Source organism: Marinobacter excellens LAMA 842 (genome assembly GCF_001574445.1).
Lineage (GTDB): Bacteria > Pseudomonadota > Gammaproteobacteria > Pseudomonadales > Oleiphilaceae > Marinobacter > Marinobacter shengliensis.
Window position 1 is genome coordinate 1 of sequence record NZ_LOCO01000022.1, and the last position, 16523, is coordinate 16523.

Sequence of the window (16523 nt, forward strand, 5' to 3'; positions counted from 1 at the left end):
CCAACTGAAGCTGGTCGTGGATAACGTACAGTTTCAGGATGGAATACAGGTGGAAGATCAATCTGACAGGAACGCTGCCTGATGGTCATACACCAGATTTGACAATAACTCGCGTTCGACCTTTGCCCCTCAAAAATCCTTTTTTAGGAGTATCACTGCCCCAGAAAGTGCGCAAGCACGCAGGCCGTCAAAAAACCGAGCCTTTTCAGCAAGTTAGGTAGGCTTAACGCCTACCATGTAACCATAAATGACCACCGAATCATAAAATATTATATGTAAGTAACTGATTTTTATGATTATGTTTTACCCAAGAAAAAACCGTTTATTTCACCAAGCTGGGAAGGAACTGGAACAGGCATTGGCGTCGTACTGGAAAATGCGTACGAAAAAGCCCGCTTTTAATCTCGACTTTGGAGCAAAACAAAGGCGAAGTGACCGCAAAGGCAGCTCTCCCGTCCAGCAAAATCGAGCAAGAAATCAGAAAAATCATCGTTTGTGAGGAGTCGCCCTCAAGCGCCAATAACTCCGGTAAACTAGATCTACGAATCAAGAAAAGTGAAACTCTAGGTGAGCTGAATATCCGCTTTTAAGATGCCAAGCCGAGTGCCCGGGCGAGAAAAATGCGTGACGACACAATCCTGGTTGTCGACCTTGAGGCGACCTGTTGGGAAGACCAGACGACACCCGCAGGTGATGCTCAGAGTGTCCACAACATGGAGATCATTGAAGTCGGTGGTGCCCTCGCCACTCGGAAAGGAAACCTGGTGGATGTCCGCTCGTTTCTGGTCAGACCAACCCGGAATCCTGTGCTGAGCGACTTCTGCATGGAGCTTACCGGGATCACCCAGTCGATGGTTGATGCCGCGCCCACGCTCCCCGAGACGATTGAGGCCATGAATGCCTGGCTGGGTGATCTGCCGGACGATTTCATCTGGTGCAGCTGGGGCAACTACGACAGATTGCATCTGGAAGCCCAAAGCCTGCTGGACGGGGCGCAGCCAGCTATCCTGGCCCGCCCTCATCTGAACCTGAAACGTATCTGGCGCCGCACCACCGGCCAGAAGAGGAAGAATGGTTTTGCCAACGCGCTAGCCTTTCACGGATTGGACTTTGAGGGCCATCACCATCGTGGTGTGGACGATGCGCGAAATATGGCCCGAGTCCTCCCGTATATGGATTGGTCTTTGGAACCCGAGTTGCTGACGCCACCGGAGGTGCCAGTATGAAACTGGTCTGTATTTCCGACACTCACAGTCTGCACCATCGCATACCGGATATTCCAGATGGCGATGTCTTGATCCATGCCGGTGACTGCCTGGGCCAGGGCACGCTGGAAAACATAGAAGAGCTCAATGAATGGCTCGGAACGCTGCCGCATCGGTATAAGATTGTGATTGCCGGTAATCACGACTGGGCCTTCCAGGAAACGCCGGAATTGGCACGGCAGGCACTAACGAATGCCATTTACCTGGAAGACAGCGGCGTGGAGATTGAGGGTATTCGGTTCTGGGGTTCACCCTGGACGCCCACCTTTATGGATTGGGCATTTATGCTGGAGCGTGGCCAGCAGTTGCACAAAAAATGGCAGCTTATACCGGGCGATACCGATGTGCTCATTACCCACGGCCCACCCAAAGGTATCGGCGATGAGGCAATCCTTGGATTCAAATGCCAGAATGTTGGCTGCATTGACTTGCTTGACCGAATCCAGCAACTCTCACTCAAAGCGCACATTTTTGGCCATATCCACGAAGGCTATGGGGAGTACCAGAAGGGGCAAACGACGTTGATCAATGCCAGCACCTGCACCGCTCGGTATGAGCCACGGAACGCGCCGATTGTGATAGAAGTTTGAAGCGGTCAAATTTGACCGGGGAGTCGAAATGACCGCAGAAGAGCTGATAACGCAACTACAAAAGTCCCCGCCGGAGACGCCAGTGCTGGTCGAGGGCTACGAAACCGGATTTGATGAAATTGTCGAGCTCACCCCCGAAGAAGTTGTTCGCTACCGGCATGCTCAGGAGTGGGATGGCGAATACCAGGCGCTAGACAGATTCTCCAATCCAGAATCCGGAGTGCTGCAAGCCGCGGTGATCCGGGGACGTAGAGGCCATCGAAGGTAAGGCCATGAAGGATAAGAAATCGTACAGCTTGAGTGACCTGGTGGCACAGTGTGACCCCGACGCGCCCATGCCAGAGACGCTCCGAGAGTGGGATCAGGCTGCGCCGGTTGGCTTGGAACAGGTCGTTATGGGTGACCAAGTGGATATTCGGGAGGCGGTGCTGGTTTTTGGCGAAAAACTGGCTGGCCGGTTCGATGCAGTTCAGCTGATCCTGTTTGGTAGCCGGGCCCGTGGTGATTATCACGACGAAAGCGATGCCGATGTAGCCGTTGTTTTGGCCGGACAGCCTGGGGATTTTGTGGACACCAAGCTGGAGATGGCGGGCCTGGCGTTTGAAGTGCTTTTGGATACCGGCGTGTTGATTCAGGCCTTGCCGGTCTGGGAGCGTGAATGGGCCAACCCGCAGGGCTACTCCAACCCAGAACTACTCGAAAACATTGTCAGGGACGGCATTGTGCTTTGGCGTGCCGGATAACTGCGCCGCAAACCTCGCATACTGATACTGTCGTAAAAATTAACCACCTCGCTGTACTTGCGCCACTCTTTCCAGCACACGATGAGCCGGCATCAACGGCACCTGACCGGTTCTCGCCAGAACATCAATCCAGATCTGGTTCCCGCGCTGAATGATCTCAGCAGTCCCGATGTGGCCTGACACCACGGCCGTGATACCCGAAATGGTTTGATTTTTTCCTTGGGCCCGGTTCCAGGGCCAGGTGCATTCAATGGCAAAACGCTCGGAGAAGGGTGTGTCCTGAACGGTTCGCCAATCATCGAAGGGGCTTTGAGCATGTACCAGCCCGAGCTGTCCGCTCTCGCACTCCAGCGTCATGGTGAGCGGCAACTGGTAGCGACACTGGGTTGCCAAATTTTTGTAAGAGGTTTCATCCAGAGTCGCAGCCCAGCCACCGCCCATCCCCCGGTGCTTGTATCGGTTGCGGTTATCCTCAGCGCCGGCGATAAACATCAGCTCATGGTTACCTATCACGCTGTATACCCAGTCGGTGTCCAGAACCCACTCCAGGAGAGCCCGGGATTCTGGGCCACGATCAATGGTGTCTCCCGGCAGAAACAGACGATCAGCCGCTTTGTTGAATCCAGCACCCGACAACGCGGTTTGCAGAGCCTCGAACTCGCCATGCAGGTCACCACAAACCCAGTCCACCCCGACAGGATTGGTCGCAAAAAAGCGGTGTGGAGTCAGTCGCATGCTCATCGAATCGTCACTCCTACGCCTAATCGTTCACCCACCGTCAACCTCCGGCAGAACCACCACGACCCGCCCATCGACATTCAAAGCCTGACCCTCACCCAGAGAAATCAGCCAGGGCCAGCCCCACCGAGTATGGCCGAACACGGTGAGCCCTTGAAATCCGGTTTCGAGCGACAGCGCTACCCCAGGATCACCCCGACGATCCGCCCGTTCCGGGTCGGTTGGGCCTTGATGGAGTAGCAGGATATCCGGGACTTGATCGGTCACCGACTCTAGTGCGGTCAGGAAATCGTCCTCGGTTCGCCGTTGGTTGCGATTCGGATTGCCCGCGATACCGCTGACGCCACCGATGTTCAGGTTGCCCAACACCCCAACCACCTCGCCATCCAGGAGGGTGGTGTTGTCTGGAAGCGCCTCGGGGTACTCCATCTGGTCGTGGTTCCCCAGGACGCCGACAACTTCGGGCGTGACCTCAGAAAACGCCTGGAACACCTCATCTACCGTTCCAGTACCGCCCCTTTTGTGGCAGTCGGGATAGTCGTACAGGTCGCCGCAAAGAAACACCGCGTCGGGAGCCGGAATGACACCTTCCCGAGACAATGCCGAAAGTGCCTCAGCCACAGGTACGCCGAGCAGCCGATTCTGACTGCCGGCTTCTCGCCCCTGGAGATCAGAGGTCAGCACAAGACTCTTCACATGACTCGGAAGGCCGGTGGCATAGGCTCGATAAAACGGCAGGCGATTATGCAGAGGCACACCGGCAGAGCCGCTGGTGCGGTGCGGCAAGGTGAAAAAGGGGTTCAGGTCGATCCGGGTGATCCTTAGCATGGAAAGCCTCTCGAACTGGCTCCGTATTTCCTACCACTCAAACAAAAAAGGTGACCAAACTGACCGCCCAAAATCTTGGTCGACGGGGGCTGGTTACCCCGCCCGCTTTGCATCAAAGTAGCGTCGAGTTTCCATGAGGTGCTTCATGGAGCCTTGCGCCATAAAGTCTAGGGCTGACGCTCCAAGGAAGGGAGGCTCACTGGTTTCCAGTCGAACCCGACGATTGGCGCGTTCGGCCGTTGGATACATGATCCTCAGGGATTCGTAGATGCCCAGGATGTAGCTGATGCGCTCCAGGGTATCCTGCGAGAGCGTTACGTGTGGCAACGTCTCATACTTGGCCAGCGTGCTCCGGGACACACCGCCGAGCAACTGCATCATCTCTATCTGGGTGCAGTCCCATTCGCGACAGATACCAAAAAAGCCTTTGAGAGCCACATGCCCTCTAGTTTTTTCGTCATCGAGGGCCATTATGTTCGTCCATCCTTGGGCTGCTCTCGATCTTCCACAAAGTCGTCACTGACGCCTTCAGAGTCGAACCACTCGTCCCAAACCGGATCGGTTGGTCGCTCGTAGCCTTTGACTGTCCCCTTTAGGCGTTCCAGAGGTGTAAGCTCCTGAGGGAGCGGCTCGGCCAGCTCGTCAGCATGGGCGGTGTGGGCATCTAGGCCGTCCAGGAGTTCTTTTTCGGTTGGGCGTTTGGTCTTCATGGCACACTCTCCGCAATCACAAGCAGGCCAACTCCGGGGCAGTGGGCTGCAGATAGTATGACTTTACCACCCGAACGAAGCGAGCTACATAGCCGCACTCGCCCAGTGGGGGCAGCCATTCGTCGGGGCCTTTGGCTCCCTTGCTCAGGCTCGCCTTGACCGGCAAAAGATTAACCGGATCATTGGCTATGGACCGGCGCTTCTGGCCAAGCCATTCTCTGGCTCCGCGATCCCAAACCCAGGCCAGCGGCACAACATGTTTTGTGCCCTCAAGGAACAAGCTTTTGGTACACGGTATGGTCGCAAAGCGAACATTCAGGCGGATAGACCAGCACTCACCTTTGGAGAAATTCAGCCTCTTTTTTGGCATGTCCGCAGTAATGGGGTAGAACCCATGATCTAACCTGAAAGTATCAGTTTTGCCGTTGCCAACTACAGTGCTGTTTTCGTCGTTATTCCGGCGCCCGGTATACGAGCGGGCTGAACAGACACGGCAACAGCTTTTGTGTAAGGTAACCGACGATTGGACACAGAACGAGCCGTGATTAAGCCCCCAGTAATATAAGTGGTCGATCAAATTGCTAGCCAACCTTGTGTATATCGCGTTCGCACTTGTCCTCCTTTTCGTTGGGGCAGAGGGCCTTGTCAGGGGCAGTTCATCACTGGCACTGCGGGCGGGTCTCAATCGCCTGATGGTGGGCTTGACCATCGTTGCATTTGGAACCAGCTCACCGGAACTGGTGGTAAGCGTGGAAGCTGCGCTTTCCAACCAGGGAGATATCTCGGTGGGCAATGTGGTGGGCTCAAATATTTTCAATATTGCTGTGATTCTTGGAATAACAGCATTGGTGTGCCCTATTCCGGTTCACCGCCAGGTTATCAAGATAGACGCTCCTGTCGCCCTGGGAGTCGCCCTCCTGTTGGTTTTGCTACTACTGAACCAAACTCTCAGCCGCCTTGAGGGCGTGCTTCTGTTTTCAGGAATTGTCGCCTACACATGGATGAGCGTCATTTTGGCCCGCAGAGAACCTCCCCCCGCCAGTGCGGATGAGGAAAACATTCTGGCAGTCAATACATCACGTCATTGGTGTGTCGATATTGCTCTGATCCTGGTTGGGCTGGCGATTCTTGTGGCTGGCTCCCGCCTACTGGTTGAGAATTCTGTGGCATTGGCGGTCAGTTTCGGAATCAGTGAAGCGGTGATCGGTCTGACGATTGTCGCGGCGGGGACCAGCATGCCGGAATTGGCAACCTCGCTGGTTGCAGCTTTCCGAAAGCAGCCTGACATCGCAATAGGCAATATCGTTGGCTCCAATATATTCAACGTCCTTGGAATACTGGGGGTGGCGTCGATTGTTTCGCCTATAGAAGCACCCGGGATTTCGACTCTGGATTACGGAGTGATGATTCTCTTTACGGTTTTGCTGATCCCGCTTCTGTATACAGGGCGCATGCTGCACCGGGTAGAGGGTGCTGTGCTGCTGGCGCTGTATTTCGGTTATCTTTTTCTCCTCTGGCCCGACTGATGGCCGAACAGGTGACTACGGATCGACGGCATGCCTAAAACAAGTTGAATCGCGTCACGGTGGACTTTCATTGGAGCTGAGCGTGTAAATCAGTTTTATCCACAGCAGGATAAGCCAGCCCCGGTGACCATCTACCTCTTAGAGTACGATCTTGCTGAAAAATCGTTCAATCCACTTTAACCGGGTCGTCGGCAAGGGAAAGTCGGCCCCGACTGAGCAATGGGAATATTGAGTTATTAAAAGGTGCGAGCCCTCGGCCTACATTTAAGGAGATAGAGAAGACCGGCGGTCGCAAAGCGGACATTCAATCATATTGGAGCAGATTCACTTTTTGGCTTTCTTTCTAGTAGTCAGCGTGCTGCTGCTGTTATGACACTGATCCAGCCAGCAAAGCTGAACGGGCATGATCCCTATGCCTACCTGAAGGGTGTGCTGACTCGACTGCCGACGCAGAAGAACACTGCCATCGTCGAGCTATTGCCCCACAACTGGAAGCCGACTATTTCCGACAAGGTATGGTGGCTTGACGCTGACGCTACTCCATCCTCCAACCCTGCCAGGCAACTTCTTCAACCGGCCACATAAACTCGTTGACTTCGGTTAGTCCGCGTTTCAAGATTCATTCGACATTTTGAGATAGCAGCATGACCAACGACAATCACCCTCTCCCTCGCGGACGGTTCCAAGTGCCTCTTGTAGTGCTTTCACTACTGGCATTGCTGCTTGTCTTTATCTCCTCAATTACCCACCAGCAAGCCTCAGCTACTAAGGCCAACCATGGTTTTATCGGAACCGTGGATCATCTGGTTGTTGCGAGTCATAACGAGTCCATCAGGGTACTAGGTGGCAATTCTGAGAACGATGCCGCAGTGGGTGGTGATCCGGACCTTTCCGACTGGTGGCCTGCCAGTCCGATGGTGCTAGGCGTCGGTCTTTGCCGCAGTAACTGCATCATCACCGCAGGAGCGGGACATCCCCCTGCATCTCCTCGTTTTTTAATCCCGCTTCTTCGCGCACCCCCTCTGGCGTAGTCCTCCGCTTTATCATGGCTGTGCATCTGGGCAGTCATACCGGTTAGTGAAGTTTTCTTCGAGGATTACCCATGAAATCGTTGCATACACGGGCCGTCGTTTACGGCCTGGTGATTGTGCTCGGGTTGTTGAGTGCGTTGCCGAACCTTCTTTCCCCTACAATGTCCGGGAAGCTCCCGGATTGGTACCAGCAGAATACGGTCTCCCTGGGGCTTGACCTTCAAGGTGGCTCACACCTGCTTCTGGAAGCGGATATCCAGGAACTGTTTGCCAGCGAGCACGAAGCGATGGCCGGCGAGTTGACCAACTCCCTGCGTGAAGCGGACATTCGATACGGGCGCATCCAGATGACTGATAGAGGCATCGAGCTACCGGTGCGCCAGCCCGAACGGGTGTCTGAAGCAGCCAGCCTTGCTCGAAAACTGGCAACGGATACTCCGGATGGCACGCGTCGGTTCGACGTTGATATCAACGGCGGACGGCTGGTGCTGACGCTGACCGAGTCCTGGCGTGCAGGTATTTCCCGAGATGCGGTGGAGCGAAGCCTGGAGGTAGTCAGACGGCGACTGGATGAAACCGGACTGGTGGAGCCCAGCATCACTCGCCAGGGTAGTGACGGCATTCTGGTACAAATGCCGGGCGTCGCCGACCCGAGCGAGATTCGTGAATTGCTCGGTACCACCGCGAAAATGACGTTTCACTGGGCAGCCCGGGCAACGGCGGAGGAAGATATCGCAACCATTATTCTGCCGGGTGCCTACGAAGACAGAGACTACAAACTGGAAGAACGGGTTGCCATAGCAGGCGAGCACATCCGTGACGCACGCATGGCTTTCAATCCGGATACCAACGAGCCGGTGGTCAATTTCAAACTGGATGACAAGGGTGCCCGGCTGTTTGGGGATATGACCCGGAACAACATTGGCCGGCCCCTAGCCATTGTACTGGATGGTGAAGTGATTACAGCGCCGGTAATCCGCAGCGCCATTGGCGCTAGTGGAGAGATCAGCGGTGGATTTACCACAACAGAAGCCAGTAACCTGGCTCTGCTACTGCGAGCTGGTGCCTTGCCCGTGCCCCTGTATGTGGTCGAGGAACGTACCGTGGGCCCTGACTTGGGCAGTGACGCCATCGCCATGGGGCTGACCACCGGTTTGCTGGGCGCAGCCATGGTGATTGCCTTCATGATCGGGCTTTATGGACGTTGGGGACTAATTGCCTGTGTCGGGTTGACGGTGAATATTGGGCTGGTGTTCGGGATATTGAGCTTGCTGGGGGCTACCCTGACTCTGCCAGGTATTGCTGGAATTATCCTCACCATTGGCATGGCGGTGGATGCCAATATTCTGATTAACGAGCGTATCCGTGAAGAATCCCGCCAGGGCAAGCCTGCCTGGATGGCCCTCCGAGAGGGGTTCGGCAAGGCCTACAGAACGATTCTGGATTCCAACTTCACGACACTGATCGCGGTCAGCCTGTTGTTCCTGTTTGGCAGCGGGCCGGTCCGGGGCTTTGCCGTCACAATCGGCATAGGCCTGGTAACGTCGTTGTTTACGGCAATAGCGGTCACCCGCCTGATCATGGAGTGGCGCATCCGGGGCCGTGCACGGGAACCGTTAGTGATTTCTGGCATAGCCCTGCTTGACCGCCTGAGTGAGCGGGGCGTGAACTTCATGCGCGGTCGCGTGATCGGTCTCATGGTATCGGCGGTGTTCTCCATTGCGGCAATCGCTCTGTTTGTGCAGCCGGGACTGAAATACGGCGTCGATTTTACCGGCGGTACGGTAGTGGAGGTACAGGCCCAGGGAGTCACTGTTGATAAGTTGAGAACCACGCTTCAGGCGAAAGACCTAGAGGACGCCGCCATTCAGGAAGCAGGCGCGGATGGGCGCTTCCTTATTCGCCTGCCAGCAGAGCAAGGAGTACCGGGGGCGACCGCGGAGCAAGTGGCATTGCTCAAAACCGCTGTTACCTCTGTCGAGCCAACGGCGGAATTCCCGAAAGTGGATATGGTAGGGCCTAAAGTCAGCGGTGGCTTTAGTGATGCCACCATTCTGGCTATTCTGTTGGCCGGTGTTGGTATGTTGGCGTACCTATGGTTCCGATTCGAGTCCCATTTCGCCTGGGCCGCCACACTGACCATTGCGCTGGATCTCACCAAAACCATCGGTTTCTTCGCCCTCGCCGGCGTGGAGTTCAACCTGACGGCAGTTGCGGCACTGCTCGCGCTTATGGGATATTCGGTCAACGATAAGGTGGTAGTGTTTGACCGCATCCGGGAAAACATCCGCAAGACGCCGGACCGCCCCATGCTGGAACTGCTGAACGATAGTATTTCATCGACGCTTACCCGCACTGTGTTTACCTCGGTAACGACCTTTCTGGCGCTGCTACCCATGGGCATTGCGGGTGGAGCCGCCGTTGCGAGTTTTGCCTTGCCCATGCTGTTCGGAATTGTAATTGGCACCAGCTCCTCGGTCTTTATCGCGTCGCCAATCCTTTATTATCTGGGGCAGCGACGGTCGAGGAAAGGGCTTGCTCAGTTGCGGCCGACTGCCGAGGAAATTCGCAAGGAACTGGAACTCATACCCTAGGGAGGTTACTGATGCCAGGGCAGACGCGTTTACAAAGGGGGATGATGAATGTTCGCCATTGTTTAGGTGCCCCTGGTCGCAAAGCGAACGTTCAGATGGTGCGATAACGCCGGCGCACACTAAGCGTTCGGTGATCCCAAATTGATTCGATGACCACCATCGGGCCAATTAAACCCAGTCAGTAACTTGTAGGTACTCCTCGCACCTTTTGACTGAGAGCGGCTTAGCATATAGATAGCCTTGTCCCGCATCACAGCCAAGGATTCGGAGATGGTTTTCTTGCTCTTTGGTCTCAATTCCCTCGGCCAGTACATCGAGTCCTAGGCTATGTCCCATCTGAATAATCGCTTTGGCAATTGCTCCACTTTCCTGGTCGTTAGGTAAGCCCCGGGTGAATGACTGGTCACTGTGGCCATCACAGCTGGGCTGGGCGATTCTGTATCTCCTGCTCTACAGCAGAGCTTGTGGGAGGGCCAGAATCCCCCTGCAGCTGGATATGCTCAGTCACGAGGCTCGACACATAGAAATCTCAGAGATGAGAATGAGTTGCATCCCATCTCGCTTACACTTACCCGGAGAGAGCTTTAGATAGCTTGGCTTGCCGGGTGGGAAGATTGACCGTTTCAGCTGCGATCATCCGGTCTCCGGAAAAGAGCCAGAATTCACAGGCATTGTCACTCTCTGTGGGACGCCGCTGAATTCGGTCGTATCCAGTGGCGATTCCAATACACTGGACTTTCATGCCGTTGAGATCTGACCAAAAACGAGGAGGAGAGGCAGGCGGAGACGGTTTACCACAAATATGAGCCGCCGCAATTTGTGCTTGAAGCATGGCATTGTGAATAGTTTCTATTCGGATGGGTGTATTGGTGGAAACGTTGACGGCTTTAGCGCAATCTCCGATCGCAAATATGTCAGGGTCAGAGCTACGCATGCCGCTGTCTACTATAATACCACCGTCGCAATCCAGGTTTGCGTCTTGCGCAAGTTCAGCATTGGGGATGGCTCCTATACCGATAACAACGACGTCTGCGGGTTTCGTAGTGCCGTCGGACAAACGGATACCGGAAACTCGGTCTCCCTCAGTGAGAATCTGGTTGACGCTAGCATTGAAGTAGAACATTACGCCGGCGGAGGCCATGCGGTTTCTGACAAAATTACTTGTTAATGGTGACGCTACTCGACACATCGCTCGGCTGTTGGCCTCAAACACAGAGACTTGTTTTCCCTGTAGATTGGCAGCGGAGGCGACTTCAAGCCCGATAACACCCGCGCCGAGAATGGCCACCTTCTCGCATTCCGGGGCTAACAGGGCATTACGTAATGCGGCGGAGTGGTCAAGATTCCTGAGATAGAAAACATTTTTTGCGCTCTCACCAGGTAAATCAATAGGACGTGGCCTCGCTCCTGTTGCCAAAATCAGCGTGTCGTATTTAATTTTCCTGCCGCCTTGAATCACTACTTGCTTTGCCGATCGTTCAAGCGCTATTACTTTACCGCCTTGTTCAAATTCAACTTTGTTGTCCCGAAAGAAATTAGGAGAACGGATCGGAGTTGGCGAGGGCAACTCATCTGAGGTCAAATAGGCTTTGGACAACGGGGGACGCTGGTAAGGCAGCGTGTTTTCCTCGCCCAAAATGGTAATCGTTCCGTCGAATCCATTCTGGCGGAGAGCCTCTGCGGCGGTCAGGCTGGCTATTCCAGCGCCAATGATAACTATTTTTTGCATATTCGCTCGATTCCTCTTTTGTTTTTGTAGCACTATAAAAGTCCGCGCAGTCGAGCTTCAGTGACTGCCTGAACCCGGTTGGTTACTTTAAGTTCGCTGAAAATCTTCTTCATATGCCATTTGACGGTATCCTCCGTCACGAGAAGCCGTTCAGCGATCTCTCTGTTGGTCATTCCGTTGCTTACGCATTTCAACAGAGAAATCTGCTTTATCGTGATAGTTGAGTGGGCATTGCCGGGCACAGGTGGCACGCTGGAGTCTTCTATTCTGACATCGGGATCCTTCGTAGCTTTAGCTTCAGAGTCGTCTGGCAGATCGTTAAAAAGATCCTGAGCAAGGGGGCTAAGAGAAAGTAGCGCTTCTTTGATCCAGAGCCGTGTGAAGTGACAGTTCAAATGTTCCGAAAGTAGGTTTGCATCAAGAATCATGCGCTTCGCCGATTTTGATGAGCCGAGGGCAAACGCTGCCAGGGCCTGACAATAGTGGGCGGCGATCCTGGTTCTAGCGTCTGAAATTGCGCTGGCGCTTTGTAGTGCTTGTTTGGCATATTTTTCGGCGACACCAAACTGTTTCCCAAGCCGTAGTCTATACATTGAGGTTACCAGGGCCATACGTGCTTGAATGGCCTGGTTTTGATTTGGCAGGAACGTCAGCTCACATTCATCGGGGAGTATGGGTGGACCCAATTCCTCGTTGTTCAGGAGAGTAAACTCAGCTAACTGAACTTTAGTCAGGATATTTAGACGAGAGAGCTCTCGCTCGCAGGAGGCTAAGCGGGATTGTTCCAACAAGGCCATGGCTCTATCTCGGAACCCTTGGTGGTACAGAAAACGGCTGTAGGCCTGTGTACACCCCCACAGAATATCTGTAACGCCATAGTTCAAAGCGAAATCGAACGAAGCCTGTGCAGATTCCTGGGTAACCAGGTGATGGTTCTGTTCGTGCAGGATTTGTAACTCAAGGGTGCCAAACATTTTATTTAAAAAAGTTTTTGGCACCTGAATCTTTTCTGCTGTTTTATTCGCCTGGATCAACACACTCATTGCTCGGGCGATGTCACCCTTGAACAGTTCAGCCTGAATTTCTGCAGTTTTAAGCCAGATAAAAGCGTAATGTTGATTGGATGACTGGATGGCCACAGCCGCTCGATGGGACAATCGCTCCAACTCTTCAAAATGGCGTCCACTGGAGGCAATGAATGCCTGGCAAGTAAGTGCTGCGCCTTTGCCAACCATGTTACGGTCGCCAAAGGCGTCTATCCATTTTTGACAGAGAACCTGACTCTCCAGTAATTCATCCTGTGTAGCTTTGCCTATCGCATTAACCAATTCCCGCCATCCTTCCTCATCAAGATTGCTCGCCCCCCTGGAGCTCGGATGAAGCGAACTAGCCAGTATTTCGTCTGCTTGACGAGCTTGTTGGCTGAAATACAAAATCCACGCGTAACCTATGCTCAAGGCGGCAATTTTTTTTATCGTGCGAGCCGGTACTTTTCCAAACCAGGTGCGAAGTACTTCGATTTCACCCTGTCTGAGTGCCACGTCCAGGATAATGCTGTCACTTACGACGCGAGCCCATCGATGGTCACTGGCTTCCAGAGCTGCATTGATTGAATGGAGGTACTCTCCCCTACGCCAATGCCAGAACGCGACCCGTTTCAGTACATACGAGCGACGTTCTCGTTGGGTGGTGTTAAATAAACTACGCAAATACTCTCGCAGCACAGGGTGCATATCCATACGATCAGCAGAAGTCCCGGTGGGAGCTAAAAGAGCATAATGTTCGTTAAGAAACGTAATTTCCCGGTCGGCCTCTTCTGTCTTATAGACATAGCCATAGCATTCAGCGCTGATTACTTCGAGCATCGCTGCATTGCAAAGAAAGGTCCTCGTACTATTGGGTAACGCAGTTAAGAGGTTGTCCCTGAAATACGAGCGAGTTTCCGGCCAAGTCGCTGCGGGGAGATTTGGGTTTGGGGTTCGGCACATAAGCCTGACAAGTGCTGGCCATCCACCGGTCGCTTTTATGATGTTGCTGGCTTCGGGGCCACCCATACCAGATAATTCACTAACCTCCTCTTCTGTAAATACAAGTTCATCAGCACCATACGTTACAACACCCGCCATCATAGACAAACGTGGCAACGCCCCGACGCGACTCGGTGCAATGAAAAATTTCACATTGCTCGGTGTTTCACAGATTAAATCCTCAATCAAATCCGCGGTATGTTTAGCCTCGCCAACCCCATCAAGGCAAATTCTTATCGTCTTTTTTGCATTACACAGTGCGTTTCGAAGAACTTCGATGGTGTCGATGTCACTTTTTATCATGCGCCAGGATTCAACTCCTTCGAGTTGATATAAAACTAACGCTGCAAACAAACTGCCATTAACGTCACATGAGTCAGGGCACGACCGGGTATTGATATAAACGGCGCTCTCACGTTCCAGTTCGCGAGTGTTTGCTGCCAAGGCCACTTGTACAGATTTTCCATAGCCTGGCGGGGCCCGATACAGAACTACCTTTGATTCAGGCGTAGCAGAAGGCCTCAGGCAATAGCGGTCTAAACACCCTTGAGTAATGAAATACTGACGAGCCCACATCCTTTCAGACATCCTCCGACACCAGTCTTCCAAGCTATGGCGGGTCATGACAATCCGATCTCCTGCTTCGTCTCCCCGAAACGCGAGGGCGCTATGGGGTGAAAGCATATTGATAGATGTCTAGTGCGAAAACTACCCCTTAGAGTAGTTGTTTGATCTCCGGTTCTGGCCAAACCTGTTCATGCCTACAACTTGTCCGTTCACCTGAGGGACTCGGTGTTCGCACAATGTAGAAAAATGATCAAGCTGAAAAACAATAAGGTGATCCTAATGTCAATGTCAGAAAATGTCTTAACAACAGAGTCTCTTCAGAGAGACCCTGATGCCGAAGGTTATGTGGACAGAAAACGCCACCTGTGGGTCCTTTCTGTGCTGTGGCCAGCGACGCCTCTTATTGGCCTTTATTTGGTATCCCAGACTGGATGGAGCATTTGGTACGGATTGGTGTTGATCCTTTGGTATGGCGCAGTTCCCTTGATTGATGCCATGTTTGGAGAGGATTTTTCAAACCCCCCTGAGTCGGCTGTGCCTCGGCTTGAACAGGATCGTTACTATCGGGTACTGACCTACTTGACGGTTCCTATTCACTATGCCGCCTTGATTGTCAGTGCCTGGTGGGTATCCACGCAACCAATGAGTGTTTTCGAGTTTCTGGCATTGGCCCTTTCCCTGGGAATCGTGAATGGCCTGGCTCTGAACACAGGCCACGAACTTGGCCATAAAAAAGAAACGTTTGACCGTTGGATGGCGAAGCTTGTCCTCGCCGTGGTCGGATATGGTCATTTCTTCATTGAGCACAATAAGGGGCATCACCGTGATGTGGCTACGCCGATGGACCCGGCGACATCCCGCATGGGTGAGTCCATTTACTCATTCTCACTGCGTGAAATTCCCGGTGCTTTCAAGCGGGCATGGGATTTAGAGGAACAGCGCCTCAGTCGTTGTGGAAAAAGTGTCTGGAGCCTGGAGAACGAAGTTCTTCAGCCTATGATTTTGACCGCTGTGCTTTATGCGGGATTGCTGGCGTTTTTTGGCCCGTTAATGCTGATCTTTTTGCCCATTCAAATGGCCTTTGGCTGGTGGCAGCTGACCAGCGCCAACTACATTGAGCATTACGGATTGCTGCGCGAGAAGATGTCGGATGGACGTTATGAGCGTCAACAACCGCACCACTCATGGAACTCAAACCATATTATGTCGAACCTGATTCTGTTTCATTTGCAACGACATTCCGACCATCACGCCCATCCTACAAGGTCCTATCAATCGCTTCGCGACTTCAAAGACCTGCCTTCCTTACCATCGGGATATCCCGGGATGTTCCTGGCCGCAATGTTTCCCTCATGGTTTCGTTCGATAATGGACCACCGGGTGCTGGATTGGGCTAAAGGAGATCTCGATAAGATTCAGATTCAACCCGGCAAGCGTGAATTCTATGAGCGTAAATTTGGTGGGACTGATTCTGAATCAGTCGATACCGCCGCGGCTAAATGATCGGCTAATCGGAACTTATATACCTCGTTTACTTTATTTACGTTGCAGAAAAAGAGCCTCTGACGTGCACCTGAAAGAGGGTGCGCGTCGGGCGCTACCAAAACAAAGACAATAATATCGTTTGAAAGGTGCTCTAGATGGCTAAATATCAATGCCCTGATTGTGGTTATGTATACGACGAAGTGGTTGGTGATCCGCACGAAGGCTTTCCTGCAGGAACGACATGGGAAAAAATTCCTGAAGACTGGTCCTGTCCAGACTGTGCCGTCAGGGATAAGGTTGACTTCGTTGCGCTTCAAGAAGCGAACCCGGAACTTTCGGTGTCCGCAACCAATACAGCGGTCCGCCCTGCCAGCCAAGCTAAGACCGAGGGAGCATCGCAGAAAGCAACGGGCGCATCTACTCCTTCAGCTAAAAATAAAACAAAGCCCAAAGCGAAACCCAAGCCTAACTCTTCAAAATCGCCGAAAGACTCGACTCAAAAAGATACCTATCGGAAGTGGGTCTGCATCACTTGCGGCCATATCTACGATGAAGCTCTCGGAGATGAAGCCGAAGGCTTCCCTGCCGGCACTCGTTTTGAAGATATTCCAGACGATTGGTGCTGTCCGGACTGTGGTGCCACAAAAGAGGACTATGTCCTCTATGAAGACTAGTAATCCGATTGAAAAT

General features: G+C 53.2%; 15 protein-coding genes and 1 pseudogene. 9 read left to right on the forward strand and 7 right to left on the reverse strand.

The genetic code is table 11. From position 1 onward, the window contains the following. Positions 1 to 620: 620 nt before the first annotated feature. Genes J122_RS15710 through J122_RS15725 form a run of 4 tightly spaced genes read left to right on the forward strand, consistent with a single transcriptional unit; the run spans position 621 to position 2598 of the window. Positions 621 to 1226: a 3'-5' exonuclease gene (locus J122_RS15710; protein WP_058091256.1), complete on the forward strand. Its 606-nt coding sequence runs from the start codon at positions 621 to 623 to the stop codon at positions 1224 to 1226. Then, positions 1223 to 1855: a metallophosphatase domain-containing protein gene (locus tag J122_RS15715; protein WP_058091255.1), complete on the forward strand. Its 633-nt coding sequence runs from the start codon at positions 1223 to 1225 to the stop codon at positions 1853 to 1855. The genes J122_RS15710 and J122_RS15715 overlap by 4 nt, the downstream gene beginning before the upstream one ends. Positions 1856 to 1883: 28 nt before the next feature. Further along, positions 1884 to 2123, forward strand: coding sequence for a hypothetical protein (locus J122_RS15720; RefSeq protein WP_058091254.1), 240 nt, complete (start codon positions 1884 to 1886; stop codon positions 2121 to 2123). A gap of 4 nt (positions 2124 to 2127) precedes the next feature. Next, positions 2128 to 2598 carry a nucleotidyltransferase domain-containing protein gene (locus tag J122_RS15725; RefSeq protein ID WP_082780611.1) on the forward strand — a complete coding sequence of 157 codons (471 nt, stop codon included), beginning with the start codon at positions 2128 to 2130 and terminating at the stop codon, positions 2596 to 2598. Between the two features lie 39 nt (positions 2599 to 2637). Here the strand turns inward: J122_RS15725 and J122_RS15730 are convergent, their stop codons facing one another. The 4 genes from J122_RS15730 to J122_RS15745 form a co-directional block, all read right to left on the reverse strand. Then, complete coding sequence (locus J122_RS15730; protein WP_058091253.1) at positions 2638 to 3339, reverse strand: metallophosphoesterase; 702 nt, start codon at positions 3337 to 3339, stop codon at positions 2638 to 2640. Positions 3340 to 3366: 27 nt separating this feature from the next. Continuing rightward, complete coding sequence (locus J122_RS15735) at positions 3367 to 4164, reverse strand: metallophosphoesterase family protein (RefSeq protein WP_058091252.1); 798 nt, start codon at positions 4162 to 4164, stop codon at positions 3367 to 3369. A 93-nt stretch (positions 4165 to 4257) separates the two neighbouring features. Further along, a complete protein-coding gene (locus tag J122_RS15740) occupies positions 4258 to 4635 on the reverse strand; it encodes an antitoxin Xre-like helix-turn-helix domain-containing protein (RefSeq protein WP_058091251.1) in 378 nt (125 codons plus the stop codon). Beyond that, on the reverse strand, positions 4635 to 4874 hold the full coding sequence (locus J122_RS15745; protein WP_022990735.1) for a hypothetical protein: 240 nt from the start codon (positions 4872 to 4874) through the stop codon (positions 4635 to 4637). The genes J122_RS15740 and J122_RS15745 overlap by 1 nt, the downstream gene beginning before the upstream one ends. Positions 4875 to 5467: 593 nt before the next feature. Between J122_RS15745 and J122_RS15755 the strand changes: the two genes are divergently transcribed. From J122_RS15755 to secD, 3 genes and pseudogenes are all read left to right on the forward strand, one after another. After that, a complete protein-coding gene (locus J122_RS15755) occupies positions 5468 to 6400 on the forward strand; it encodes a calcium/sodium antiporter (RefSeq protein ID WP_197463860.1) in 933 nt (310 codons plus the stop codon). A gap of 333 nt (positions 6401 to 6733) precedes the next feature. Further along, positions 6734 to 6985 (forward strand): annotated as a pseudogene (locus J122_RS21245) (transposase domain-containing protein); the annotation flags it as partial. A 517-nt stretch (positions 6986 to 7502) separates the two neighbouring features. After that, the gene (gene secD / locus J122_RS15760) at positions 7503 to 10025 is read left to right on the forward strand and encodes a protein translocase subunit SecD (protein WP_058091248.1); all 2523 of its coding nucleotides are present in this window, start codon (positions 7503 to 7505) and stop codon (positions 10023 to 10025) included. 168 nt (positions 10026 to 10193) lie between these two features. Here secD and J122_RS21250 read toward each other — a convergent pair whose 3' ends face one another. From J122_RS21250 to J122_RS15770, 3 genes are all read right to left on the reverse strand, one after another. Beyond that, a complete protein-coding gene (locus tag J122_RS21250; RefSeq protein WP_081496573.1) occupies positions 10194 to 10460 on the reverse strand; it encodes an EAL domain-containing protein in 267 nt (88 codons plus the stop codon). 133 nt (positions 10461 to 10593) lie between these two features. Further along, positions 10594 to 11754, reverse strand: coding sequence for an NAD(P)/FAD-dependent oxidoreductase (locus J122_RS15765; RefSeq protein ID WP_041654924.1), 1161 nt, complete (start codon positions 11752 to 11754; stop codon positions 10594 to 10596). Positions 11755 to 11786: 32 nt separating this feature from the next. Continuing rightward, on the reverse strand, positions 11787 to 14405 hold the full coding sequence (locus tag J122_RS15770) for a helix-turn-helix transcriptional regulator (protein WP_058091247.1): 2619 nt from the start codon (positions 14403 to 14405) through the stop codon (positions 11787 to 11789). A gap of 222 nt (positions 14406 to 14627) precedes the next feature. Here J122_RS15770 and J122_RS15775 point away from each other — a divergent pair, with 222 nt between their 5' ends. Beyond that, positions 14628 to 15851 (forward strand): alkane 1-monooxygenase, encoded by a 1224-nt coding sequence (locus tag J122_RS15775; RefSeq protein WP_197463861.1) that lies wholly within the window; start codon positions 14628 to 14630, stop codon positions 15849 to 15851. Positions 15852 to 15988: 137 nt separating this feature from the next. After that, a complete protein-coding gene (locus J122_RS28055) occupies positions 15989 to 16507 on the forward strand; it encodes a rubredoxin (protein WP_011783984.1) in 519 nt (172 codons plus the stop codon). Positions 16508 to 16523: the final 16 nt, after the last annotated feature.

Excerpts from the sequence above, each read along its gene's own strand:
- secD (WP_058091248.1), top strand. The coding sequence starts at position 7,503 with ATGAAATCGTTGCATACACGGGCCGTCGTTTACGGCCTGGTGATTGTG.
- J122_RS15710 (WP_058091256.1), top strand. The coding sequence starts at position 621 with ATGCGTGACGACACAATCCTGGTTGTCGACCTTGAGGCGACCTGTTGG.
- J122_RS15740 (WP_058091251.1), bottom strand. The coding sequence starts at position 4,635 with ATGGCCCTCGATGACGAAAAAACTAGAGGGCATGTGGCTCTCAAAGGC.
- J122_RS15715 (WP_058091255.1), top strand. The coding sequence starts at position 1,223 with ATGAAACTGGTCTGTATTTCCGACACTCACAGTCTGCACCATCGCATA.
- J122_RS15720 (WP_058091254.1), top strand. The coding sequence starts at position 1,884 with ATGACCGCAGAAGAGCTGATAACGCAACTACAAAAGTCCCCGCCGGAG.
- J122_RS15745 (WP_022990735.1), bottom strand. The coding sequence starts at position 4,874 with ATGAAGACCAAACGCCCAACCGAAAAAGAACTCCTGGACGGCCTAGAT.
- J122_RS15770 (WP_058091247.1), bottom strand. The coding sequence starts at position 14,405 with ATGACCCGCCATAGCTTGGAAGACTGGTGTCGGAGGATGTCTGAAAGG.
- J122_RS15735 (WP_058091252.1), bottom strand. The coding sequence starts at position 4,164 with ATGCTAAGGATCACCCGGATCGACCTGAACCCCTTTTTCACCTTGCCG.
- J122_RS15725 (WP_082780611.1), top strand. The coding sequence starts at position 2,128 with ATGAAGGATAAGAAATCGTACAGCTTGAGTGACCTGGTGGCACAGTGT.
- J122_RS28055 (WP_011783984.1), top strand. The coding sequence starts at position 15,989 with ATGGCTAAATATCAATGCCCTGATTGTGGTTATGTATACGACGAAGTG.
- J122_RS15730 (WP_058091253.1), bottom strand. The coding sequence starts at position 3,339 with ATGAGCATGCGACTGACTCCACACCGCTTTTTTGCGACCAATCCTGTC.
- J122_RS15765 (WP_041654924.1), bottom strand. The coding sequence starts at position 11,754 with ATGCAAAAAATAGTTATCATTGGCGCTGGAATAGCCAGCCTGACCGCC.
- J122_RS15775 (WP_197463861.1), top strand. The coding sequence starts at position 14,628 with ATGTCAATGTCAGAAAATGTCTTAACAACAGAGTCTCTTCAGAGAGAC.